Below are 23,576 nucleotides of genomic sequence, written 5' to 3'. Positions count from 1 at the left end.
GGCAGCTCGAAAAGCTTACGTAGTATGGGGCTTAGAAATGATATAAATACAATTGCACTGAGAGTTTATATGTTACAAGCTTTGCATGAATCAGAATGAAAATAACCAGTTGTTCAACTGACTACTTTTTAATTACAACAACTGTTGCCCTCTTGAATTGGAGGGCATTTCACTGTTCCATATGAGCAGTAAACGCAGCAGTCGCCGCTTAGAGGCTTTAGCAGTGTTTTACATTTATTGCATTCATAAAAAAATTGGCATGCAGTGGTTGGCATTTCTTCTTGCTGGCTGTAATTGCAATGTGGACAAGTAATCGTCGACGAGAGTTCTATTTTTGCCATAGTTTTGTGTTCCTTTGAGGATTTCAATATCGCGCAACTAGTGATGGCCTACGACTTCACTAATGAAGGATAACCGGCATTCTTTGTAGCCTTTGTTAGTGCATCAGTATTTGTTATCTCATCGTCAAATGTTACAACAGCAAGTTTATTTTCAAATGTCACTTCCACTTGTTTTACGCCTTTAACGCGCTCAAGTGCTTTTTCTACTGTTATCGGGCACGTTATACAATCCATGGACGGAACTTCTAACGTAACAGTTACAACTTTCCCAAACGACACCGAACTGCTTATCAATAATAATGTTGTAATCAATAACTTCTTCATTTTTCTCTCCAATTAGAGTTAAGTGATAGCACCTATACGACCCACATGATCCAGTAGTTACTAGTAACAAAAACAAACGCTAACAGTGTGGTAAACCAAAATACTGCTTTTCGTCGTGTTCTTACTTTTGGGACTGCACAAACCTCATCATCCGCACAGTTTTCAACAGGCTGATGTATCCTCCACCCAGCAAAGCCAAATAAAACTACAACCACGAATATAAAAATAGGACGATAAGGGTCTAAGAGTGTTAAATGACTAATCCATGAACCACTTATACCCAATAACAGCAAAATAAGTGGCCCAGCACAGCAGGCACTGGCACCGATCGCTGCGGCGAGCCCGCCTAAGATTGATAGTTGACTACTTTTTGCCATATTTAGGTTTATTACACTATTCTTTTAAGCACAGTATAAACTCCGTATATGGGTACGGAGTCAAGTGATGTGTCATTTTAAGGTTGGAGTGACCTAATTATCGGGCACTCTTTATCACTTGGATTATTTTTACAGTCTGAAACGAGTGAGACAAGGCTGTCTTTAAGGTTAAGCAAATCTCTTAACTTATCTTCAATTACTGCGAGCTTTTGTTCAGCGAGTTGCTGAACATCTTCACAATTACTAGCACTTAATATTAATAATGATGATATTTCCGCCAACGTAAAACCTAAATACTGTGCACGCTTGATGAACAATACTCTTGAAAGTGCTTGTTCTGTATATTGCCTGTATCCCTGAATTGGTTTGATGGGTTGTTCAAGTAAGCCTTTGCGTTCATAGAAACGAATGGTCTCTATACCAACATTTGCCGCTTTGGCGAGTTTACTAATTGTATACATTGGCTACCTTAAATATTTTGGTTAATTCAATAATATACAAAACGTCTAATTAACTCATGCTTCAAAAGAAATATTTGCATATTTATTGAAGTAGACAAAACTAACTGTTACCTGAATTACGTCAAATTCGCTCGGTAATTAGACCGACACTATTCCTTGGTAATTACACTAAAACAGCAAATACAGTGAAAATCTAATGACAGTTTATGCACCAAAACGACCGTCCGGTTACTGCGTCATAGGAGTCGGTTGCCAACCTCGTTCCAACCAATGCTAGCTTTATAGATACAACTCAAAAAAGGTACTTTCCAACCTTAGAATGCAAATAGCCATAAAATCTAATCTTGTAGCAGCAACTAAAAGAGTTATTTTCGCTCTCATCTACGTTGCAGCCAAAACGACTGCATATGCTCAAATAGGCTGAGTAAGGGGGCGACGTCAATCTCTTCGCTTTTCTGCAATACATAGGCAACGGCCTCTAGGGTCGATAAGCCATTGTCGATGCTGGTCTTTCGGATGTGATAAAGGCTGTCTATTTGCTCGTCGAAGTGTAGACTTTTGCAAAAATCCATCCACGGATTTTCTAACCAAATGCGCTTAGCTTTTCGCCATGTAGCATCGATGAAAATGAATGTTTGTTTTTCTTGTTCTGTTTTTTTGTGTAAGTTGGCGCTAACACACATATCCTTTTTGCGTTTAGATACTTCCGTTTCAAAGCTTTGGCTTTCAGCATTCGGAAACACAAAGTAGATCCCTTGCTTTGCATTCAAGCAAGTCGCTTTCAGTGTTAGCATCGCTTCTTCATCGGCGCTAGATATGACGGTTAATTTATTCAGACTTAAGCTTAACAAACGAACGGTATTTTTAGCATTCTTTGCCTCACTTGGGTGCTGAACAACAAGAATGTCGTGCTGATTATTACATTCTTTTACAGCCGAGCACACGCAGGTCGATTGAGGATAGTGGCACGTTAAGCAGACCGCACGTTTTGACAAAACCTCTCCCTATGTAGTGAATCCGGATGACGAATTTCATCAAGTATACTAAAGCTTGAGCAAGTTTAAGACTATCTCTTTGATTTATCATTAATGAATTCAAACTGGCCAGCAGAAAAAAGAATAAAAGCGTTGAGAAAAGAGCACGCGCAATTTAGTCTATGAGTACTCCCTTAATTAATATCAACAATGAGTGCTATGACTGCATCCAAAGAAAAAACTTTTTTAAATGTCGCGGTTTTAACGATATCTGATACCCGCACGGCGGAAAATGATACCTCGGGCAACTACCTTGCAAGCGCTATCGAAGATGCTGGGCACACAGTACACAGCCATCAAATAGTGAAAGACGATGTATATCAAATTCGAGCGATAGCCTCTGACTGGATCGCTAACGAAAATATCCACGCCATTATCACGACTGGCGGTACCGGTTTTTCTGGTCGCGATTCAACACCTGAAGCTATGTCTGTGCTTTTCGACAAGCATGTCGAAGGTTTTGGTGAAGTATTCAGAGCGATTTCTTTGGAAGAGATTGGCGTCTCTACCATACAATCTCGAGCGCTTGCGGGCTTAGCAAATAACACAGTCATCTTTTGTGTACCAGGCTCAACAGGCGCGTGCAAAACAGCTTGGAATAACATCATTGGTAAGCAGCTCGATAGTACTTACAGGCCTTGTAATTTTGTGGGCCATCTCACTGAGAAATGGACGAAGGTATAAGCGAAATGACTAAAAATACCCTTTCTCATGTGGACCAAAAAGGCAACGCGAATATGGTCGATGTTACTGACAAGGCCGTGACCAAACGTGTGGCTGTCGCAGAGGGTTTTATCTATCTGAATGACGAAGCTATGGCGCAAGTGCAAGATAACACAAACGCAAAAGGTGATGTCTTATCAGTGGCAAGAATAGCAGGGATCCAAGGTGCGAAAAGATGTGCTGACTTAATTCCGCTTTGCCACCCTTTAGCATTGACCAAAGTGTCTGTCGATTTTGATATTCAAGCCGAAAAGAAGCGCATTCGTGTTGAGGCACTTTGCCAGCTATCAGGCAAGACGGGTGTTGAAATGGAGGCATTAACGGCGGTTTCTGTTGCCCTATTAACACTTTTTGATATGTGCAAAGCTGTCGACCCCTTCATGCGGATAGAAGGCACACAAGTGATACACAAGGAAGGTGGTAAATCAGGAAACAAGTATGCGTAGTTTGGGCCTTAAGTTGGCACATGACGCTTTCTATAACTGAGACAAAAATGAGGAGTACAGATTGTGGCGACCGTTAAATTTTTTGCTTCGGTGAGAGAGCAACTTCACACGTCTGAAGTCGCTGTATCCATTCACGAGATGACTGGCGAAACCAGTGCGACAGTGACAGAGTTGGTCACCGGCATGATAAAAGATGACGAAAAGTGGCAACTATTAAGCGCCGAGCATTTACTTGTCGCGGTTAATCAAACCATGAGTTCGCGCGATACAGTTATTAAAGATAGCGATGAAATAGCCTTCTTTCCAGCGGTTACTGGCGGTTAAGATTGTTTGGCGCTAGCCAATCAACCGCGGCAAAGACACTCTAACCGCTAAGCCTCCTTCATCGCGATTATACAGGCCGATTTGGCCGTGATGGGCGTCGATAATTTCTCTACATAAGGCTAGGCCTAAACCGCTGCCGCTGGGTTTAGTTGAATAAAAAGGAATGAGCGCGTTGCTCATTACATTGTCGGAAATGCCTTCTCCGCGGTCGAGTACCAGTATGATTACCTCAGTACCACGAAGCTCCACTTCTATAACAACTTGATCCGCTGCAGAGCCAGACTCATGTGCATTCTTAAGCAAGTTAATCAGCAACTGTTCAATTTGTACTTGGTCCGCGTGAATACTGAGATTTGTGGGGGCTACACTATGTGAGTCATCGATGCCTCTTTCCAAGTAGCTAAATTGCCATTGCTGGGATAATTCTTCTATCAACGCTTGCCAGTTAATCGCTTCAATCTTCGGTTCAGGTAGCTTGGCAAATTTACCATAGCCCTGAACAAAATCACTGAGATGCTTGATACGGTCATCGATGGTTTCAAAAACACGCCCCAACTTTTCTTCGTTAAGTTGCTCACTTAATATTTTGCCGCTATGAAGCATAGAAGAAATTGGGCCGAGAGAGTTGTTTAACTCGTGACTGATAACGCGGATAACTTTTTTCCAAACCGCCACTTCTTGGCGGCTTAACTCGCGTGTCATTTGCTTTAAAATATATAAAGTATGAGCTTGATTGTTTAACAAGAAATGACCTGTCGACATATGCCACGTTTGTGGTTCGCTGTCGCTAGGTAGCAAGGTAAATAGGCCTTCCTTTCTTGCTTTTATGGCTTCAGCTGCGCCCTGAGGGGCCCCATCGACCAATGCTGAAAGCATGCTGCCATCTAAACCTTTTGGGCTTTGGAAAAACTGTCTAGCGGCGATATTGCTAAAGATGATTTGCTGTTGGTCGTTGACTAAAAAGAGTACTTCAGGTGAGCTTTGAGTCACTTTATCCAGAAGTAATTCACGCTGATAAAGCCAATGCTTTTCAGCGCGAAGCTGCATGGCGGTGTCGTTGTACAAATCACAAAGATGACCAATTTCGTCACTTTTTTTGTAAGCTAAGGTACTTGAAAATTCGCCGTCTTTTAGGTTGAGTAAACCGGTTTCTAATGCGCTTAAACCCTCTTTTAAATCTCTCAATAAATAACGAGTCGCAGCCATGGCAATCAAGACGGTGGCAATGACGACAACAATCTTACCTGGTAAGCTTAATGGGCTGAGAAAGAGTAAAGGAAGTGTCGCTAGTAGACTGATGCACGCAACGACGATATAAATTCGAGGCAAGGTATTTATGCGCATTAATAGGCAACTCCGTGCTTATCCAGTCTGCGATATAATGCTTGTCGGCTTAAGCCAAAATGACGCGCAACTTTGGCGACGACACCTTGGTATTCTCGCATCGCATCTTCGAGTTCTTGTTTGCTTGGCTCAATTGCGTTTTTAGTGACGTCATTCTTGCTCTGCTGCTTACCCGCAGTATCCATTAGCGCAAAATCTTGCGCTTCTATTACACCTACAGGTTTTAGTACAGCGACTCGTTTACATGCATTTTCTAGTTCCCGAACATTGCCATTCCAAGGGTGTTGGCGCAGTGTATTTTCGGCAGCCAAACTGACTTCGCGGTCGCCTAAAAAGTGGTTTACCAAGGGCATAATGTCGTCAATTCTTTCACTAAGCGACGGAAGGGATAGTTCGATAACGTTTAGGCGATAATATAAATCTTCTCTGAATTCACCGCTTGCGATTGCATCAACTAAGTTTGAATTTGTAGCGGATATCACTCTCACTTTGGTGTGTAAGGTATTCACCGAGCCTAAGCGTTGAAATTCACCGGTCTGCAATACTCGCAACAGCTTCGTTTGGCCAGAGTATGGCAAATTACCGATTTCATCTAAAAACAGCGTGCCGCCATTCGCCGCTTCAAATAGGCCAACCCGCATTTTGTTCGCACCAGTATAAGCACCCGCCTCTGCGCCAAACAATTCGGCCTCGATTAAATCGGCGGGCAATGCACCACAATTAACTTTGATAAATGGGGCTTCATAGAGTGGTGAGTTAGCTTGTATGAGTTCGGCTATTTTTTCTTTGCCGCTACCGTTAGCACCCGTTATCAATACAGATATGTCAGACTTGGCAACCTGCACAGCCATGTCGACGACACGCTGCATACCGGCGCTAGCGTAGACTAAACCAACGTTTTGTGCAGATGTTTTACTACCTTCTAAGGCTTCTTTTTGGCGTTGTAGCTTTTCTGAGGCTTGATTGGCTTTGCCTAGGGCAACAAGGTTGGCGATTGTATTGATTAACTTTTGGTCGTCCCAAGGCTTAGCGATGTAATCCACCGCTCCCGCTTTGACCAATTCAACCGCCTGCTCAAGATCCGTCCATGCTGTGATCAGAATCACGGGCAAGTGAGGGTTAAGCTCACGCATGGCGAAGAATAAACCTTTGCCTTCTTCGCCAGACGTAGTGTCGCGAGTAAAGTTCATATCTTGAATGACCAAAGACACTCGCAACTGATCGACATACTTTAAAGCCTCCGCCGGAGACGTTGTTGTAATCACTTCGTAGCCATGGATTTCTAACAGTAACGACAGGGCCTGAAGTACAGCGGGTGTATCGTCAACAATCAGAATCTTATCCATGTGTTTACCACTCTTGTTTTATGACTTTCAGTGGGACAATATGCCCGATTAAATGTGCCCGACTAAATATGCCAGATCAAATACTACGCGTCGCTATACTCGGAGCTATGTTCGCAGCGCGTATCGCCGGAAAAATAACAGAAACCAAGCTTATCACTAAAACGAACACTGCAGTGGTGAGGATATAATTTATATCCAAAGCCGGGATAGAAAAGCGTGTCATCAATGAATTACCTAAAAAGACGGCAGCGACTGAACCTATAAGCATTCCGCTAATACAAATGATACTGTTTTCAGTTAAAAAGTACTTCACGATTGCTGATTTTCTCGCACCCAAAGCTCTACGTGTTCCAATCTGCTTGGTACGCTTATTAATATTAAACAAGGTCATACCGAATATGCCCAACGCTGTTACTAATACGAGCACGACAATTAATACCACAAGCATTCGCAGCATCAGGATATCAGAGGCATTGTAATTGTCTTTAGCTTCATCCATGCCACGTTTAAACATGATCACCCGCTTGTTGTGCTCTGCTAGTAATATATCATCTATCTGGCGCATTACAGCAGCACGTTGATCGGCTTCAGCGCGAACAATGAACTTTTGCTGCTTGTCCGCTCGCGCAATGGGCATAATAACCACGTTTTGTGCTTGATTGTCCTTCAGCCAAGGACCAACCATTTCTTCAACAACACCCACAATTTTTAATGGGTCATTTCCAAAATAAATAGTTTGTCCTAAACCGTTGCCTTCAGGAAATTTTTGGTCAATAAAAGCTTTGCTTACAATAGCAACTTGGGCTACCGCATTCCTATCGGTGCCAACAACAACCTCATTTTTCTCAAAGTTGCGCCCGTCAAACACACTAAGGCCGAGCGTGTTGAGTATATGCTCATCGCCAGTAAAGTAGGCCGCTCTTATCTCTTCACCTCGTTCACTACTAGGCTGTGAACCAAATGTAGAGGCGGAACCGCTGCCAGAGACAGGCACTGCGTTCACGAGGCTTGCATTTATTACTCCTGGTATATTCCGTATTGTTTCTTCGGTTTGCTCTAACATAACCGAAAGATCATTAATTTCACCAAAGCTACTAATCGAAAACGAAAAAATTTCTTTCTCGGGGTAACCCGTTTCAGTGTTTAAGTATTGAATACGATCGTTAATAATAAATGCGGCATTGCTTACAATGGCCGTGGTAATGGCAATTTGTATGAGCAACATGAGTGCCCCCGCTTTTGAGCGAAGTAGAGCACGAAAAATAGGGATAATTTCTGACATGATTGTTGCTCCTATTGGGTTTTCAAGTAAATAGCTGGCTGCGTTCTGCAGACTAACCAAGCTGGATATAAGCCAGCGAGAATACAGGCCAATATTGCAATGCCTGGCGCTGCCAATAACATGCTAAGGTCCATTGATGCCAATGCGTTGTACTCTTGATTTGTCGTTCTTACGCCCCACAAACCGATCTGAGCCACCACAATACCCAGCGCGCCGCCAAGCAAGCCCAACATTGAGACTTCGATAATATGTTGTAGGAATATCTGGCGCTTATTAGCTCCTAACGCTCGACGCACCCCCACTTCGGGCGCTCGCTTAAGAAACTTACCTAATAACAAGCCCAAGATATTTGCTAAACACACTGCCAGAAAAAGAAAACTTAAACCGACTAGTACTTTGTTATCTTCGGAGACGACATTGTTGTATTCCATCCATTCATTCACGTCCCTTAGCTTGTACTCTGGGGTTTTGCGCTCAAAACGGTCTAGCTTTCCTTGTTCCTCTAGGTACGCAAAAAGGAAACTTTCATAGTCTTTCTTGGTTCGCTGGTCGGGGAGCTCGACCCAAAACTGTAACCAAACGAGTTCGGATTGAAGATAGGATTCGAAACTGTCTATCTCTTCAAACTTCCAGCCATTAGTATTGCCAGAATTATCTAATTGTTGAGCTTCAATCAAGGTGATCGGCAGAAAAATTGATTCGACGCCAGAGAATGCGCCATTGTTAAGATCGTAGTACTTCGTGTGTATGTCCCAGTTTTTTGTAACACCCACTATTTGATATGACCTATCATCCAGATAGATTTGCTCACCCACTGAGTTTGGTCTTCCAAAGTGCTTTTCACTCGTTTCTTCATCTATAACGATGACAGGTGCAGCAAGCTGTTCTTGTTCGATCGTCCATGGCCCACCATAAATAAACTCTAGTTCAAACATATTAAAAAACTGATGCCCAACAACTCTAGTTGCCGCTAAATAAGGCTTCAATTCATCATTGTTCATATGAACGGTAGCCATCCCTTTCATTGAGGCTGTTTTACGAAACGCCGATTCTTGATTATGTAGAAACATCGCGTCTTTATAGGTCAGTTGCAAAGCAATATTGTCTTCGGTCCACCAATCAGTGCCCTCATCAGTGGTATTGAGTTGGACCGCAAAAAGTTGATCGCTTTTTGAGGGGATCGGATCCATCGACATCATGTGATAAACCGATAAGCTCGTCATGGTGATACCGATACCAATGGCGATAGCGCAAACCATGAGAATCGACACCATTGGCGTGCGTTTTAAGCTTCTCCACGCCAGGTCAATATAGTGAGTAAACATGCTTAAGCCTCCACTACCGGCGCTGAAGCCGCAATCGCTTCAATTGTTTTGTTTTGATACATGGTGAAGTCAGCAAGTTGACCGTCAACAACCTGTATATTGCGTGGCGCACGGCGGGCAAGCTCAGGGTCATGCGTTACCATAATAATGGTTGAGCCATCTTCATTGATTTTTTCTAAGAGCTCCATGACTTGACGCGCCATGAGCGAATCTAAATTACCGGTTGGCTCATCGGCTAGCAAGAAACGAGGTTTACCCGCTAAAGCCCGCGCAATCGCGACACGCTGTTGTTGTCCACCCGATAGCTGTTGTGGCAAGTGTTTTGCGCGGCTAGCTAAGCCTACTTTTTCTAAACATTCTTCAATTCGAAGTTTGCGCTCACTTCTCTTTATGCCAGCATATCGCAATGGAACTTCAATGTTTTCATATAGGTTCAAATCTGGAATGAGATTAAAGCCTTGGAAAATAAAGCCAATTTTTTGATTTCGTAAATCAGCAGTTTGGTTGTCGTTAAGCTTACCGATATCTACGCCGTCTAAGCTGAATTCGCCACTTGTAAACGGTTCAAGCATGCCTGCAATATTCAAGAATGTGGTTTTACCTGAACCTGATGGGCCAGTCACTGCTATAAATTCACCTTCTTCTACTTCAAGGTTGAAATCGCGTAAAGCGTGCGTTTGGACTTTTTCTGTTTGATAAACTTTACTGATATTCTTCATACTTAACATGATGTATTCCTTTTTTTAGTTCAAACGCAGTTGTTCGATACCGTTAAATTCGTCGTAATTTGAAATAATAATTTGGTCGTTAGGTTGCAAACCGCTGAGGATTTCAACTTCCCTCATGCTGCTAGCACCGGTGCTAATGTTTATTTTGGTGGCAATATCACCATCAACTTTATAGGCTACGAAACCGCCAGATTGCATGAAGCTGCCACGTCTAACTTTGACGACTTGTAATTTGTTATCGAGTAAAATTCGTGAGGAAACCTGCTGGTTCTGACGGATACCTTCAACAGATTCTTCATTAAAACGTACTCGTGTTTTGACTTGTCTGTTTTCCACTTCTGGAGAAATGGCGGACAAGGTGCCCATGACCGTATTACCAGATACCTTGATTTCAACTGGCATGCCAATCGCAATATCGTTTGCATAGCTTTCCGCTACATTCAGTTCTACTTCGTAGGCACTTAAATCAACTAAGGTCATTAATGCGTCGTTTTTGGCAACGAGTGCTTTGGTTTGGACAAGCAAGTTACCCACAACGCCGTTTACACTTGCTTCGATGTTCAATTGCGCAATCTTTCGTTCTAGTTCTTCAACCACTAGGCTTTGTCTAGCAAGTCGGCTGCGTGCACTATCAAGTTCAAACTGCAGTCTATCTTTTGCGATGGCAACTTCTTCTTTTGCATGTTTCTGTGTGAGTTTCGCCCGAGCAAGGTCATCCACCGCTTTCTCAAAATCAATTTGGCTAATTAAGTTACTTTGAATAGATGCTTGCGCTCTGCGGTTTTCGCGCTGAGCCGCTTCGAGGTCTACTTGTGCAATATCGAGTTGCTTGGTTAATTGCAAGGCTTGGCTACGTGAATCAAGCTCTTGGCGAGATAACTCACCCTCTAATCTATTCATTTCGGAGCGCTGCTGTTGCAGTTCGTTCGCAAGTTCAGGACTTTCAACGACGGCAATGATTTGTCCAACTTTTACGCTATCGCCTGCATTGACTTTCAGTTCCACAAACCCTTGCTCTGGGCTATAAACTTGAGGCGCATTGGCTGCGACGATTCTACCGTTTGCACTGACATCACGAATCAAATCACCCAATTCAACCGTCGCGACTTGTACAGTACTTCTATCGAATGAGCGGCTAGCTTCGGCGTTGAAAATAAAGGCCTTGGCAGCAAATGCAATTAACAAAGCGACAACAGCGATTGAAATGACGATCTTAGTTATATTGCGCTTAGGGCTGACCATGACATCTTGAGCGCTGGTATCTTTAATCATTATCCAAACTCCAATTTTTATCACTTGTACACGAGAAAATTTGTGTTATTTGATTAACAAGGCTAGCAAAAACGACGATGCAAACAGGTGTTATAAGAAGATAAAAAGCCAACATTTGTTTAATCCTTTGTTCATTTTTAATGATATAAAGCGATGTTTGTGCCAACTTTTAAGTGTATGTTTTTGTTGGTTTAATTTTTATTTTGTGGCTTTTTTAAGCGTCCGCGGACACTTGTAGTGTCCGCGCCGGACAGTTTTTCCGATTACACCAATCGGTTTTATTCAGGACCATAAATCTATTTTCCTGCCTATACTGATTCATACGGTTTACTCGCGCAGTAATTTGCTTGCACAGCATTTGCGCACGAATTGTTTTTGCTAGCAAACAATTCCAAAGCTTTGAATAAACCCAAAAGGACTATCCGCTGTTGCCGTCAATCCGGGTTAGGCATGAAGTGGATATTTTTAATGTTCAACACACATATGTTCACGAAGAGGAACAACAACATGAAAAAGCAAAACTTGTTTTCAAAAGCATGTATTGCAGGATTAGTCAGCGCAATTTGTTTGTCTGGCGCCGCAATGTCGACAGCCGCTGAAACGGCGGAAATCACTAAGCCAAAAGGTGCCATGGGAACTGGCAACGTCAGAGATGGCCAAGCAAAAACGAATCAATTTTGGTGGCCAGACCAACTCGATCTTTCTCAATTACGCGATCAAGATGGTCGTTCCAATCCTTACGGTGCGGACTTCGACTATGCTAAAGCATTCAGCGAACTCGATTACGATGCTGCAAAGAAAGACATCGACAAACTACTCACGACGTCTCAAGACTGGTGGCCTGCTGACTTTGGCAACTACGGCCCATTCTTTATCCGCATGACATGGCACAGCGCAGGAACCTACCGTACACTAGATGGGCGCGGCGGCGCAGGTGGCGGTCAACAACGTTTCGACCCGCTAAATAGCTGGCCGGACAATGGTAACCTCGATAAAGCTCGCCGCTTACTGTGGCCAATCAAACAAAAGTACGGCGAAAACCTTTCATGGGCTGACTTAATGGTCTTAGCCGGTAACGTTGCTCTAGAGAACATGGGCTTTGACACCTATGGTTTTGCTGGTGGCCGTGCAGACGATTGGGAGCCTGATATGGTGTATTGGGGCCCAGAAGTTGAAATGCTTGCTAGCGACCGCGAAGACCGTGAAGGTAAATTACAGCGTCCACTTGGCGCTACACACATGGGTCTAATTTACGTAAATCCTGAAGGTCCTCGTGGTAAACCAGATCCACTTGGTTCCGCGAAAAACATTCGCGTGGCGTTTAGCCGCATGGCAATGAACGATGAAGAAACGCTCGCGTTAATCGCAGGTGGCCATACCTTCGGTAAAATGCACGGTGCTCACAAGCCAGCAGATTGCGTAGGTCCTGAGCCAGGTGCAGCACCAATCGAAGAGCAAGGCTTAGGCTGGAAGAACAAATGTGGCAAAGGTCACTCTGAAGATACAGTAACCAGTGGCTTAGAAGGTGCGTGGACGCAGGCTCCGACTCGTTGGACGTCATTGTACTTAAGCAATTTATTAAACTTTGAGTGGAAGCAAACACGCAGTCCAGCAGGTGCAATTCAGTGGATCCCAACCGACGAATCACTGCATAAATCAGTGCCAGACGCACATGTGAAAGGTAAGTTTAATGCACCAGTGATGACAACGGCCGACTTAGCGTTGAAGTTTGACCCTGAGTACAGAAAAATTGCTGAGCGTTTCTTAGCTGATCCGAAAGAGTATCAATTGGCTTTTGCTAAAGCCTGGTACAAGTTAACGCATAGAGATATGGGTCCACCTGCTAATTTCTTGGGTAAAGAAGTCCCGAAAGAAGTGATGATTTGGCAAGATCCGATATCGGAAGATACGCAGTCAACGATCAATTCGAATGATGCGAAAAAACTGAAAAAACAAATCTTAGATTCAGGTTTGTCAGTGTCAGAATTGGTTCGAGTAGCTTGGGCGTCAGCAGCAAGCTATCGTCATTCAGACATGCGCGGTGGCGCAAACGGTGCTCGTATTGCTTTAGCTCCGCAGAAAGATTGGGCGGTAAACAACCCGGCTGAAACGGCGAAAGTCATTAAGGTACTTAAAGACATTCAAGCGAAAACAAACAAAGGCAGTAAAAAGGTGTCTTTGGCTGACCTTATCGTACTAGGTGGTGCAGCGGCAATAGAGAAAGCTGCTGATGATGCGGGTTTCAATGTTGATGTACCGTTCAACCCAGGACGTGGTGATGCCACACAAGCTCAAACTGACGAAAACTCATTCAGCCTACTCGAATTGCAAGCCGATGGGTTTAGAAACTACTTCGATGCTGAGGAAAGTTATAAATCGCCGACTGAAGCACTGGTAGATAAAGCCGACCAGCTAAATCTAAGCGTGCCAGAGATGACAGTGTTAGTAGGTGGATTACGTGCGCTAGATGCAAATCATGCCAGTGCTAGTCACGGTGTACTTACTGGGAAACCAGGTACGCTAAGCAATGATTTCTTTGTGAATTTGCTGGACATGTCGACAGTTTGGCAAAAAGCGTCACAAGAAGGTGTTTATGAAGGACTTGACCGTAAAACGGGCAAGACTAAGTGGACAGCCAGTTCAGTAGATTTGATCTTCGGTTCAAACTCAGAGCTACGTGCTGTAGCTGAAGTGTATGCTTATGACACTTCCAAGCAAAAGTTTGTCGATGATTTTGTTGCCGCTTGGACTAAGGTAATGAACTTAGATCGGTAATAGCTCTCACTATTTTTGATTGTTGATAGAAAAGCCACCTCAATTTAAGGTGGCTTTTTACTTTGGGTCTTGGCTAGCATAGCTGCCGCTAGAGTTTATGGAGAAGCATCAACAAGTTAATTCATCTAACTTCGCTCTATTTCGTCTGGATAGAGTTAAGGTTTCACCACAATCTAAAATTACCGAGTAATCACCTTTGTCATTTGGGCGTAGTTCTACAACATGTTTTCGTTGCACGATCGATGATCGATGAATACGCACAAACAAACTTGGGTCCAGTTGCTTTTCTAGCTCACATAAGGTCTCACGATGTAGGACTGTTTTGCCATCGTTCAGATGAATTTCCGCGTAGTTACCTGCGCCTGCGATATAGTTGATCGTTTCAACATCAATTAGACGAATTCGACCCGGATCTTTAATCACTAAACGCTTTCGGTACTCACTTTGCCTTTCTCTTAACAGCTGTTGAAAGGCTTCTTGAAGGCTTTGGAAATGTTGTGACTCTTTGTCCCGAACGCGCTCTGCAGCACGCTCTATAGCTAGCTCAAAACGTTCGTCTTCAAAAGGTTTTAAAATATAATCTGCAGCACTTAGCTCAAAGGCTTCAACAGCGTAATCATTGTATGCGGTGGCGAAAACAACTGTACTGCGCTCGGGTAAATGTTTCGCCAATTCCAAACCAGAATAGCCAGGCATCTCGACATCTAACAAGACAATATCTGGGTCGACTTCATGTGCTATTTTAAGGGCTTCAGTGCCATCTTTTGCTTCATACACTTTGCCGATGTATGGAATTTCGCTGAGTAACAGTTTTAAGGTTTCGCGTGCTAAGTGTTCGTCATCTGCGATCAGTATATTAAGCATCCTTTGCTCCTATGGGTATGGCTAAAATTGTTTGAAACACACCGTCATTCAGCGGCGTTAGCTCTAGTCTGAATTTCTGATACAAGCGGTTTAATCGTTCCCTCGTAGTAGACAAACCGATGCCAAATCCATCGTGTTTATCACCTCTTGAAATCTTATTGGTTAACACGAACATAAGCTCATTGTCGCTGCGAGTGATGTTCAAATTGACAGGGTTGCTATTCGATTCCATTTGCGAGCCATGTTGCACTGCGTTCTCAACTAATGGCTGTAAAAGCATATTGGGTATTTCAATTTCCATACAGTCTGGCTCAACGCTAATATTGGTATTCAATTTGTCTGCAAAGCGCATCTTTTGGATGGTTAGGTAGCTTTGGATAAACGAGATCTCATCCTTCACTTTGATATCGGTGTGTTCTTTGTTTTCTAATATTTTTCGTAGCATCATACTGAGCTCAGACAAGGCACTTACTGCATCTTTTTCTCTCTTTAATCGAACCAAACTAGCGATTGTATTTAAGGTATTGAATAGGAAGTGCGGGTTGAGCTGAGTCCGTAATGCCTTGAGCTGCTCTTGTACTAGATCATTTTGCACGCGACGCAGTTCCATGCTTTCTTGCATGGCTCTGTGGTAGAAATTGATACTAAGAGCAATGACAAGAACACCCACGTATATTGCAACATCAAGCTGAGCACTATTAGTGAATATATGGGTTGAGACATCCCATAAATCGCTAAGACTATCATCTCGTAGCAGTATTCTAATAGAGCTGCAAAAGAGCCAGTAAAACGATAGGAGTAAGCCCGCCCAAACCGCATGACTCAGAATTTTTGCAGCTAGGTGTTGGTCGCGACGAGCGTTATGACTCACTACTTTGAAGATCACTGCTGTAACGGGTATCCATGTTAAAAACCAAGGGCTCATGAGGACCCATGTTCTTCCCCAAGACAGTTCTTCTGCAGTGCCAAGCACCGTGCCATATTGAATATGAACAAAAATGCCCAACACGGCTACCCAAAAAGCACTGTTGGCCAACCAAAAGTATCGAGACTTTAGCATTCGCATTTCTGTCATAGGTCACAATCACTTGTTTATTTTTTATCCTTTTTATTACCATAAACGTGTTTTATTCAATTAGCCAACTTTTGCACCTCCCCTTTTCACCCTATGTTCGATACCTTTGGCCCCAAGGCTTGATTCTTATGCCTTCAAGGAAATGTCTAAAAATTGTATCTAATTGTAATAATTTGTTATTAAATTCAGTGGATTATCTTTAGTTTTCCGTCCATCACTAAGATGGCTTCTCATACAACGTTGTTGTTTAGCAAAAATAGTTCCCCCCGTTTATCCAGCAATTCATGCCTTTTGTCACATCGTTTTGTCGTTTCGTGGATAGTGCCTAGTGAGACCGTACCTTTGCGCCTAGTTTAGAGTTGGGCAAACCAATTTGCTCACATAAAAATAAAATATCGCTACGCCAATTTCAGCTAGATCGGTGAGCGGTTCTCAGGGGAGAAACCAATGTTTACAAAGTCAAAATTAGCCAACTCGGTCAGTCTGGCGCTTTGCGTGGGTATTATGTCAAGCATGACTATCGCTACGGCAAGCGCGCAAGACACTGCGGAGGCAGAAGAGAAAGTCATAGAGAAAATCTCTGTTACTGGCAGTCGAATTCGAGCACCAGGTATTGAATCGACAAGTCCAATTATTTCTATCGGCGAAGAAGAAATTACATTCGCACAAACACCAGAATTTGAGCGTGTATTACGAGCATTACCTTCCACCATTCCTGCGGATGGTAGTAACGCCAATAACGGTACCGCGGGTGCTGCAACGATTGATCTTCGAGGGCTAGGTGCACAGCGAAACCTTGTTCTTTTAGAGGGCAAGCGAATGGTGCCGTTTAACTTTAATGGTCAAGTCGATACAACTAACATTCCAACGGCCTTAATTGAGCGAATTGATGTGGTAACTGGTGGAGCTTCCGCCGTTTATGGTTCAGACGCTGTAGCAGGCGCAATAAACGTTATCCTAAAGAAAGATTTCGAAGGTGTTTCGTTGTCAATGAATCACTCACAAACGGATGAGTCGGATGGTGATCAAGACAGCATTGCCTTAACCTTAGGTTCCAATTTTGATGATGATCGTGGAAATGCCGTTTTATCTATATCTTGGTTCGAGCGTGAGGCTATTCGATTGGGCCAAAGACCGCTTGGGCAGCTAGGTATTAACTCAAATACTGGCGCTGGCTATTCTGAATTTCTTGCAGGGCAAACGCCAGCTGAACCCGTCGCTGGTTGTGGTGGCCCGAATGTTGTAGATTTTGTGAATGGCAGTGGATCAACAACCGCAATTCCTACCCGCTTTGAGCTGATTGGTACCGGCGTATCTGGACAATTTAGAGACGACAGAACCTTGGGTGATCAATGTAGTCGTTTTAACTTCAACCCGTTCAATTTCTATCAAACACCAGCGCAACGATACTCAGCAACTGCCTTGGCCCACTACACGATTAATGACAATGCCGAAGTTTATGCGTCATTTAATTATTCAAACAGTTCAGTTGATCAACAAGTAGCTCCTTCGGGTACTTTCGGCGCTGCATTTGATCTACCACTTTATAATCCATTTATTAGCGACCAAGCTTTACAATGGATATTAGATGGTGCGAACGATGCAGTGGCTGGCGGCTCCTTAGTAGATGGCGGCAGTTGGACTGATGCTAACGCGAATGGTGTTGTAGATTCTGAGGACTCCTTAAATGTGCGCTTGCGCAGAAGAACCTTGGAACTTGGCCCACGAACTGAACGATTTGATTCAGACATCTGGCAGTTAAATTTAGGCGTACGTGGTGAGATTTATGATGGCTGGGAATATGATGTGTCCTACCAATACGGTGAATCAAACCGAACAACTGTTCGTGATGGATATACAAATTTACCCAATATTCAAGCAGCGCTTGATACGCGAGATGGCGTAACATGTGCTTCCGGTGGTACTTGTGTGCCTATCGATCTGTTTGGTGGTTTTGGTACGATTACCGAAGAGCAGGCTGGCTTTGCGAGAGCTATTGCCATTCAACAACAAAAGTATGAGCAAGAGATTGGCTCCGTGGTTTTCACTGGTCCGGTAGATGCGATTTCGTTGCCGACAGCTGATGCACCGCTATCGATGAGTTTCGGTTTCGAATTTCGGAATGAAACTGGCTTGCTAGAGCCTGATGAATGTCTAAAACTTGCTCCAGCAAGTTGTCAGGGTGGCGCTGGTGGTAATCTACTACCAATTAAAGGTGGTTACAGTACACAAGACATCTATTTCGAAGCATTATTGCCGCTTGTAGACGGTGCCGCATTTGCTGAGAAGATCGATTTGGAACTTGGCTTTAGAACCTCAGACTACGACACTATTGGTACTACCGATTCATGGAAATATGGCGTGAATTGGCGACCGGTTGATGAGTTGCTTGTAAGAGTGATGAAGCAGCGTGCTAATCGCGCACCTAATATTGCGGAATTGTCTTCTCCGGTAACTTCAGGTTTGAGCAACGCCACTTTAGACCCTTGTTCTGTTGAGAATGCCACGAATATTGACGATAGACTTCGCCAACTCTGTATTTCAACAGGTATGTCTGCTGCACAAGTCGGTGTTATACCGGATATTATTTCTGGCCAAATTAACACCTTTGCTGGTAGCGACCCTCAAAACCCGCCTGGTCCAGAAGAAGCTGATACCACTACCGCTGGCTTTGTTTGGACTCCAGACTTTGACACTTTCTCAAGTTTCACTGTGTCAGCCGATTACTACGACATAGATATCAAAGATATTATCGGCAACTTCTCCGCTCAGGAAGTCCTTGATTCTTGCTATATACAAGGACTTGAAGGTGAATGTTCGAAGATAAATCGTGTTGGAGGAGATCTAACCGGGAGTTCAGCTGGTGTTAACTTATTCACTAGTAACTTGAAGTTCTTAAGAGCTGAAGGTTTAGAGATTACCTTTAATGTTGGTTTTGACCTTGATGAATACGGCGACTTAAATTTCTCAGGGAATATAAATAAGTATTTAACACAAGAGTCTCAAAGTTCTGATAACGTACCAGTTATTGATTGTAAGGGCTTCTACGGAACAAGCTGTACGCCGATTTCAGATTTACGTTGGATACAGCGTACTACGTGGACAATGGACGAGTTAACAGTGTCCTTGCAGTGGAGACATATCAACTCAATTGATGTGGAGTTGCCAGAAGCAGCTGGCAGGTTCGAAGCATTCAGAAAGATTGATTCGTATGACTATTTTGACCTGTTCGCTAGCTACAACGTAACGGATTGGGCAGTAGTAACCGCTGGTATCGACAATATGTTGAAGAAAGATCCACCTGTGCTGGGCAACCAGATTGGTGCAACTCGAGCAAACTCGGGTAATACTTTCCCAAGTCAATTTGATACTTTAGGGCGCATTTATAAGGTGGGCGTAAGTTTCACTTTCTAGTACCCTCAAGATCAAAAAACGGAGCCAATAGCAATATTGAGCTCCGTTTTTTATGGTTTTATTTTAGTGTCTTCAAGGTGTTGCGATGAGTAGACAGACTTGGAATGAGGGCATAAAAAAAGAGGGCTAAACTAGCCCTCTCAAGTACCTAGTGTCTAGGGATTAGAAGTAGGTAACAGTTTTATCATACGAGTTTGAATGGGTAAAAATAGTGCTTTGGGATGAAAGGTCGATTTGATGTGATAAGTGTGACAGGAGCGATTGCTAATAGGAAAAACCTATGTATAACAGCAGTTTGCTTGAGTGCTACCAAGGTGGTATTAGCTGTTTGAAATAAACTAACTATACTCAACGATCACACTTGTGATTCTTCAAACCACAGCGGAGATTTTATGTTTAAAGGTATTTTGATTCAGAAAGATGACGACCAGTACACAGCACAATTACAAGACATTGACGATTCAGTATTGCCAGAAGGTGATGTTAGTGTTGATGTGAGTTACAGCACGCTGAACTACAAAGATGGTTTGGCGATTACGGGTAAAAGTCCAGTTGTGAGGTCATTCCCGATGATCCCTGGTATCGATTTGGTTGGGACGGTGACTTCAAGCGAAAATACTAAGTTTGCAGTGGGTGACAAAGTTCTTCTGAACGGCTTTGGTGTGGGTGAAGTACATTGTGGTGGTTTGGCAGAAAAAGCACGTTTAAAAAGCGACTGGTTAATTAAATTACCTCATGGAATTTCAGCACAACAAGCCATGGCAGTTGGTACAGCGGGTTATACTGCCATGCTATGTGTGATCGCTTTAGAAAAAGATGGCGTGACGCCAGATAAAGGCGAAATTCTTGTCACCGGCGCAAATGGTGGAGTAGGAAGTTATGCAATAAAGTTGCTATCTAAACTGGGTTATACCGTCGTTGCTTCTACGGGAAGACCCGCAGAAAGCGAGTACTTAAAAGCCTTGGGTGCCAGTGACATTATTGATCGCAATGCGTTATCTGAACCAGGCCGTCCAATGGCGCGCGAACGTTGGGCAGGTGCAGTTGATTCAGTGGGTAGTCATACTTTGGCAAATGTGTGTGCGAGCACCAAATATGGCGGCACTGTAGCTGCCTGTGGTCTTGCTCAGGGCATGGATTTTCCAGCTAGTGTGGCACCGTTTATCCTTCGCGGGATCACATTACGTGGTATTGATAGTGTGATGCGTCCTTTGGCTGATCGCGAAGAAGCTTGGTCTCGTTTGGCGGAACTCCTCGAAGCGAGTGACTTTGACGATATAAGTCATGTCATTGGTCTTGAGGATGTGGTGAACACTGCTGGTGAGCTACTCGCGGGGAACGTGAGAGGGCGTGTTATCGTTGACCTGAAGTCATAACCTCTAAGTTAGTTTGGAAAGGAAGAGTAGGTAGAGCACCTACGCTTCCATCCTGCTAACCAACGCTGCTCAACTTCTTGCTGCGGTGAATTTTCAACTCGACGAGTGAGGATGTCACCGCAGGCTTTGGTGAACGCTTGATTAATGTTTTTCTTATCTGTTTCCATGGCGAGCAATACTTGTAATAAACCCCAACCTTGCCCTTGGTATTTCTCTGAATCTGCGGTGCCTTCCCCTTTGAAGTTAACGTAATCTATCAGCGCGTACATGCCGGCTTCAGTTTCTGCTAGTGCCTTAAATCGCTCGTTTACCAAGGATTTTTCCACAGGATCGTTAAGCTCATTTAACATGGTATCAAGCGCGCCTTGCATGCGTTGATAAATGAACTCGACCTGTTGTTCAAAAGTGGATGCCATGAGCTTGCGAAGCGACATCATCTTTTCGCTATTTTGTGCGTTGTAAAATGCCGGTTTGGTTTGCCAAGGGCAGTCTCGCTCGGCAAGCAACCATTGCGGAACGGCTACATCGCGCGATTCAAAATAAGAAATTAAACCCGGAAAAGTTTCGGTAAACGGGCTTTCTAGGTTTTCTGGAAACCAAATAAAATGACCAATGCCCAGACTGGCAAAAGATTCACCATCATTCCAAGCGACCAAATGCTCTGCTTTACCGCCTGTTTCATTCAAATAAATCTTTTCGCCAATCAACTTCAATTGCTCAGACGTGAGTGCCTGCACAGCATTAGCCGCAGAGCTTAAGTGTAAGAATATAAGGCTAAGAAAAACTAAAACTGCTTTCATAAAAAAAGGGGTCAGAGTACATTTATGACATCATACTAGGGAAAGATGAATGATGAATAAACAAAAATATAAAAAGGTTTGCTAAACGCAATAATCGTGCGCGCGTTAAAACGATAAAAACTCATCTAAAACATCACTATTTGTCATCTTTTTTCATCCGCTTGCGAACATTTTTATAATGCAAGTAAGCCGGTAAAATCACGAAAAATGCGATTGTTAATGAAATCCAGTGAGTGCCGTTACTAAACAAAGACAGCTTAGAAACTTCATAAGCGATTTCATTATTAACTTCATGTGCGTATGCAAATGTACCGATTGCAGCCTCGTGTGCAACGGAGAATCCGTGGCTAAAAGCGCTTTCCCAACCTAAAGATGAAAGTGAAGCATAGGCTTTATATCCTATTGCGGATGAGCCAAACGCGAGGCCCCCAATTGCAGCAGCGCCAAAGCTGAGAAGGCCTAGACTAACAGCACCAATACTAAAAAAACCTACTGAAATAACCCCTACGCTAACGGGCGCCACCGCAATAAGCCCCCAAGCGAAGATGACGCCATATGCCTTGCTTCCAGCTGCAATCCATCCAACTGCCGCGGAGTCGCCATGTTCGGGAGTGCCAAATTGAAAGTGCATTAATGGAATGCCAAACAATTTGAGTGCACTTTTGTATTCTCGCCTTTTGTAATCCTTCTGATCAATTTCCCTGTAAAATGCTTCGGGTTGAAATATACGTTCCCTAGCCCTTAACTCTTGGACTTGATGCAGTGTTGCGAAGGTAAGTAAAAAGTAACTAAGAATAAACAGGAAAACCAAGGCATGGGCAAAGAGAGTATACAGAATTGCATCATCTGGTTGGTTCAATGCAATATGTTTTAGTGCATAAGTGCCGGAAAGCCAGATAAGCGCAAACATCATATACAAGCCAACTACTTTGTATGTTAACTTTCTCTCACTCTCGGTTCTTGATTGGTAGAGACCGGCACGTAAACCAAAAAATGCACTGATGAGACCAGAAAACGACGCCAACAGTGTGAATAAGGTTGCGGCCTTAAATGTTGAAGCTGTTTTCATTGAACCGGCACTCAGCGCAGCCGCAGATGCAGATTTAGTCACATCTGTTAGCATCGCAGCAACACCTGCGGTAAAGACGGCCCCGGGTTTGCTTTTATCTAGAGCGGTGCCCACAAAGTTTAGCATGGCCGTTTTCAATAGCTTTCTGCCACGAGAGAGTCTTTGTTTGGTTGTATCAATCGTCAAGTCAAGTTCATCGGCAACGCGTTCGATTGACTGTTGCTGTCGATAAAACAAAATTAATGGTTCTCTGTAAATAATGTCGAGATTGCTTAAGGTATTCCAGAGCAGTACTTGTTCTTGTTGCTCTATCGCCGACTTCTCCATACTGAGCGAAGAAAAATCAGTCAATATTTGTTCTTCAATATCTTCTGCACCTGTCGCAGGTTGGTTCTTTTCTTTTCGCAGATAATGGCTGATTTTGAATCGCAGAATTCCGCACAGCCAAGGTTTCAATTTTTCTGGCTCACGTAAGGTATGCAATTTTAGCCATGACTCAATAAACACTTCTTGAGCTAGGTCTTCGCTTTGTTTGATATCGCCAATTGAGGCAAAGGCAAGTGAGCATAATAAGTTTTGATAGCGCGACACAATTTCACAAAACGCATCACGATCGCCACCTAAAGATATCAACACTAAAGTGGCATCGTCCGTCTTATTAATTGCTTTTTGCGGTGTAAACATACTTTCTCATTTTAATAACGAAGGTCTTCTAATCAATAAGTGCCATAAAGAAAATAAAAGTGACAAATTATTTCCTATTTTTGACTTCTTTTTAAAACTTTAAATTTTCATGTCACCTTTTGTCTTTCCATCGACACTTACTCTATAAGGTCTGACCGCTCTGTTTGTCATTATGCAAGCAGCTAGCGTGAA

21 protein-coding genes are annotated in these 23,576 nt (G+C 43.4%); 6 read left to right on the top strand and 15 right to left on the bottom strand.

What is annotated here, in order from left to right:
* Positions 1–128: 128 nt before the first annotated feature.
* From RM544_RS14745 to RM544_RS14725, 5 genes are all read right to left on the bottom strand, one after another.
* Entirely contained in the window at positions 129–341 is a 213-nt protein-coding gene (locus RM544_RS14745) for a GDCCVxC domain-containing (seleno)protein (protein WP_311362569.1), read from the bottom strand.
* A gap of 48 nt (positions 342–389) precedes the next feature.
* Positions 390–665 carry a mercury resistance system periplasmic binding protein MerP gene (gene merP / locus RM544_RS14740; RefSeq protein ID WP_311362568.1) on the bottom strand — a complete coding sequence of 92 codons (276 nt, stop codon included), beginning with the start codon at positions 663–665 and terminating at the stop codon, positions 390–392.
* A 32-nt stretch (positions 666–697) separates the two neighbouring features.
* Positions 698–1,042, bottom strand: a complete 345-nt coding sequence (locus RM544_RS14735; RefSeq protein ID WP_311362567.1) for a mercuric transporter MerT family protein — start codon at positions 1,040–1,042, stop codon at positions 698–700.
* Between the two features lie 77 nt (positions 1,043–1,119).
* The gene (locus RM544_RS14730; protein ID WP_311362566.1) at positions 1,120–1,503 is read right to left on the bottom strand and encodes a MerR family transcriptional regulator; all 384 of its coding nucleotides are present in this window, start codon (positions 1,501–1,503) and stop codon (positions 1,120–1,122) included.
* Between the two features lie 377 nt (positions 1,504–1,880).
* The gene (locus RM544_RS14725) at positions 1,881–2,498 is read right to left on the bottom strand and encodes a tRNA-uridine aminocarboxypropyltransferase (protein WP_311362565.1); all 618 of its coding nucleotides are present in this window, start codon (positions 2,496–2,498) and stop codon (positions 1,881–1,883) included.
* Positions 2,499–2,696: 198 nt separating this feature from the next.
* Here RM544_RS14725 and moaB point away from each other — a divergent pair, with 198 nt between their 5' ends.
* The 3 genes from moaB (at position 2,697) to RM544_RS14710 (ending at position 4,030) form a co-directional block, all read left to right on the top strand.
* Positions 2,697–3,221 carry a molybdenum cofactor biosynthesis protein B gene (moaB, locus tag RM544_RS14720; RefSeq protein ID WP_409220084.1) on the top strand — a complete coding sequence of 175 codons (525 nt, stop codon included), beginning with the start codon at positions 2,697–2,699 and terminating at the stop codon, positions 3,219–3,221.
* 5 nt (positions 3,222–3,226) lie between these two features.
* Entirely contained in the window at positions 3,227–3,706 is a 480-nt protein-coding gene (gene moaC / locus RM544_RS14715) for a cyclic pyranopterin monophosphate synthase MoaC (protein WP_311362563.1), read from the top strand.
* A gap of 63 nt (positions 3,707–3,769) precedes the next feature.
* The gene (locus tag RM544_RS14710) at positions 3,770–4,030 is read left to right on the top strand and encodes a MoaD/ThiS family protein (protein WP_311362562.1); all 261 of its coding nucleotides are present in this window, start codon (positions 3,770–3,772) and stop codon (positions 4,028–4,030) included.
* A 12-nt stretch (positions 4,031–4,042) separates the two neighbouring features.
* Here RM544_RS14710 and RM544_RS14705 read toward each other — a convergent pair whose 3' ends face one another.
* The 6 genes from RM544_RS14705 to RM544_RS14680 all read right to left on the bottom strand — a co-directional run bounded on the left by RM544_RS14705 (position 4,043) and on the right by RM544_RS14680 (position 11,327).
* Positions 4,043–5,374, bottom strand: a complete 1,332-nt coding sequence (locus tag RM544_RS14705) for a sensor histidine kinase (protein ID WP_311362561.1) — start codon at positions 5,372–5,374, stop codon at positions 4,043–4,045.
* On the bottom strand, positions 5,374–6,720 hold the full coding sequence (locus RM544_RS14700; protein WP_311362560.1) for a sigma-54-dependent transcriptional regulator: 1,347 nt from the start codon (positions 6,718–6,720) through the stop codon (positions 5,374–5,376). The genes RM544_RS14705 and RM544_RS14700 overlap by 1 nt, the downstream gene beginning before the upstream one ends.
* A 76-nt stretch (positions 6,721–6,796) precedes the next feature.
* Positions 6,797–8,002: an ABC transporter permease gene (locus RM544_RS14695; protein ID WP_311362559.1), complete on the bottom strand. Its 1,206-nt coding sequence runs from the start codon at positions 8,000–8,002 to the stop codon at positions 6,797–6,799.
* A gap of 11 nt (positions 8,003–8,013) precedes the next feature.
* Positions 8,014–9,327, bottom strand: coding sequence for an ABC transporter permease (locus tag RM544_RS14690; RefSeq protein ID WP_311362558.1), 1,314 nt, complete (start codon positions 9,325–9,327; stop codon positions 8,014–8,016).
* 2 nt (positions 9,328–9,329) lie between these two features.
* A complete protein-coding gene (locus RM544_RS14685) occupies positions 9,330–10,055 on the bottom strand; it encodes an ABC transporter ATP-binding protein (RefSeq protein WP_311362557.1) in 726 nt (241 codons plus the stop codon).
* A gap of 15 nt (positions 10,056–10,070) precedes the next feature.
* Complete coding sequence (locus tag RM544_RS14680; protein ID WP_311362556.1) at positions 10,071–11,327, bottom strand: efflux RND transporter periplasmic adaptor subunit; 1,257 nt, start codon at positions 11,325–11,327, stop codon at positions 10,071–10,073.
* A 507-nt stretch (positions 11,328–11,834) separates the two neighbouring features.
* Between RM544_RS14680 and katG the strand changes: the two genes are divergently transcribed.
* Entirely contained in the window at positions 11,835–14,102 is a 2,268-nt protein-coding gene (gene katG / locus RM544_RS14675) for a catalase/peroxidase HPI (RefSeq protein WP_311362555.1), read from the top strand.
* Between the two features lie 108 nt (positions 14,103–14,210).
* Here katG and RM544_RS14670 read toward each other — a convergent pair whose 3' ends face one another.
* Both RM544_RS14670 and RM544_RS14665 read right to left on the bottom strand, forming a co-directional pair.
* Complete coding sequence (locus RM544_RS14670) at positions 14,211–14,966, bottom strand: LytR/AlgR family response regulator transcription factor (RefSeq protein ID WP_311362554.1); 756 nt, start codon at positions 14,964–14,966, stop codon at positions 14,211–14,213.
* Complete coding sequence (locus RM544_RS14665; RefSeq protein ID WP_311362553.1) at positions 14,959–16,026, bottom strand: sensor histidine kinase; 1,068 nt, start codon at positions 16,024–16,026, stop codon at positions 14,959–14,961. Before RM544_RS14665 ends, RM544_RS14670 begins: the two co-directional genes overlap by 8 nt.
* Before the next feature lie 462 nt (positions 16,027–16,488).
* On the opposite strand from RM544_RS14665, the gene RM544_RS14660 reads away from it, so the two are divergent.
* A complete protein-coding gene (locus RM544_RS14660) occupies positions 16,489–19,455 on the top strand; it encodes a TonB-dependent receptor domain-containing protein (RefSeq protein WP_311362552.1) in 2,967 nt (988 codons plus the stop codon).
* 392 nt (positions 19,456–19,847) lie between these two features.
* Complete coding sequence (gene acuI / locus RM544_RS14655; RefSeq protein WP_311362551.1) at positions 19,848–20,831, top strand: acrylyl-CoA reductase (NADPH); 984 nt, start codon at positions 19,848–19,850, stop codon at positions 20,829–20,831.
* Between the two features lie 8 nt (positions 20,832–20,839).
* Here acuI and RM544_RS14650 read toward each other — a convergent pair whose 3' ends face one another.
* Together RM544_RS14650 and RM544_RS14645 are read right to left on the bottom strand one after the other, a co-directional pair.
* Positions 20,840–21,631, bottom strand: a complete 792-nt coding sequence (locus RM544_RS14650; RefSeq protein WP_311362550.1) for a hypothetical protein — start codon at positions 21,629–21,631, stop codon at positions 20,840–20,842.
* A 136-nt stretch (positions 21,632–21,767) separates the two neighbouring features.
* Positions 21,768–23,384, bottom strand: coding sequence for an RNA polymerase sigma factor (locus RM544_RS14645; RefSeq protein ID WP_311362549.1), 1,617 nt, complete (start codon positions 23,382–23,384; stop codon positions 21,768–21,770).
* Positions 23,385–23,576 lie beyond the last annotated feature (192 nt).

This window comes from Brumicola blandensis (genome assembly GCF_031846165.1).
Taxonomy (GTDB): Bacteria; Pseudomonadota; Gammaproteobacteria; order Enterobacterales; family Alteromonadaceae; genus Glaciecola; species Glaciecola blandensis.
This window is presented reverse-complemented; position numbering and strand designations above follow the sequence as displayed.

Excerpts from the sequence above, each read along its gene's own strand:
- RM544_RS14745 (WP_311362569.1), bottom strand. The coding sequence starts at position 341 with ATGGCAAAAATAGAACTCTCGTCGACGATTACTTGTCCACATTGCAAT.
- merP (WP_311362568.1), bottom strand. The coding sequence starts at position 665 with ATGAAGAAGTTATTGATTACAACATTATTATTGATAAGCAGTTCGGTG.
- RM544_RS14735 (WP_311362567.1), bottom strand. The coding sequence starts at position 1,042 with ATGGCAAAAAGTAGTCAACTATCAATCTTAGGCGGGCTCGCCGCAGCG.
- RM544_RS14730 (WP_311362566.1), bottom strand. The coding sequence starts at position 1,503 with ATGTATACAATTAGTAAACTCGCCAAAGCGGCAAATGTTGGTATAGAG.
- moaB (WP_409220084.1), top strand. The coding sequence starts at position 2,697 with ATGACTGCATCCAAAGAAAAAACTTTTTTAAATGTCGCGGTTTTAACG.
- moaC (WP_311362563.1), top strand. The coding sequence starts at position 3,227 with ATGACTAAAAATACCCTTTCTCATGTGGACCAAAAAGGCAACGCGAAT.
- RM544_RS14705 (WP_311362561.1), bottom strand. The coding sequence starts at position 5,374 with ATGCGCATAAATACCTTGCCTCGAATTTATATCGTCGTTGCGTGCATC.
- RM544_RS14700 (WP_311362560.1), bottom strand. The coding sequence starts at position 6,720 with ATGGATAAGATTCTGATTGTTGACGATACACCCGCTGTACTTCAGGCC.
- RM544_RS14695 (WP_311362559.1), bottom strand. The coding sequence starts at position 8,002 with ATGTCAGAAATTATCCCTATTTTTCGTGCTCTACTTCGCTCAAAAGCG.
- RM544_RS14690 (WP_311362558.1), bottom strand. The coding sequence starts at position 9,327 with ATGTTTACTCACTATATTGACCTGGCGTGGAGAAGCTTAAAACGCACG.
- RM544_RS14685 (WP_311362557.1), bottom strand. The coding sequence starts at position 10,055 with ATGTTAAGTATGAAGAATATCAGTAAAGTTTATCAAACAGAAAAAGTC.
- RM544_RS14680 (WP_311362556.1), bottom strand. The coding sequence starts at position 11,327 with ATGATTAAAGATACCAGCGCTCAAGATGTCATGGTCAGCCCTAAGCGC.
- katG (WP_311362555.1), top strand. The coding sequence starts at position 11,835 with ATGAAAAAGCAAAACTTGTTTTCAAAAGCATGTATTGCAGGATTAGTC.
- RM544_RS14670 (WP_311362554.1), bottom strand. The coding sequence starts at position 14,966 with ATGCTTAATATACTGATCGCAGATGACGAACACTTAGCACGCGAAACC.
- RM544_RS14665 (WP_311362553.1), bottom strand. The coding sequence starts at position 16,026 with ATGCTAAAGTCTCGATACTTTTGGTTGGCCAACAGTGCTTTTTGGGTA.
- RM544_RS14660 (WP_311362552.1), top strand. The coding sequence starts at position 16,489 with ATGTTTACAAAGTCAAAATTAGCCAACTCGGTCAGTCTGGCGCTTTGC.
- acuI (WP_311362551.1), top strand. The coding sequence starts at position 19,848 with ATGTTTAAAGGTATTTTGATTCAGAAAGATGACGACCAGTACACAGCA.
- RM544_RS14650 (WP_311362550.1), bottom strand. The coding sequence starts at position 21,631 with ATGAAAGCAGTTTTAGTTTTTCTTAGCCTTATATTCTTACACTTAAGC.
- RM544_RS14645 (WP_311362549.1), bottom strand. The coding sequence starts at position 23,384 with ATGTTTACACCGCAAAAAGCAATTAATAAGACGGACGATGCCACTTTA.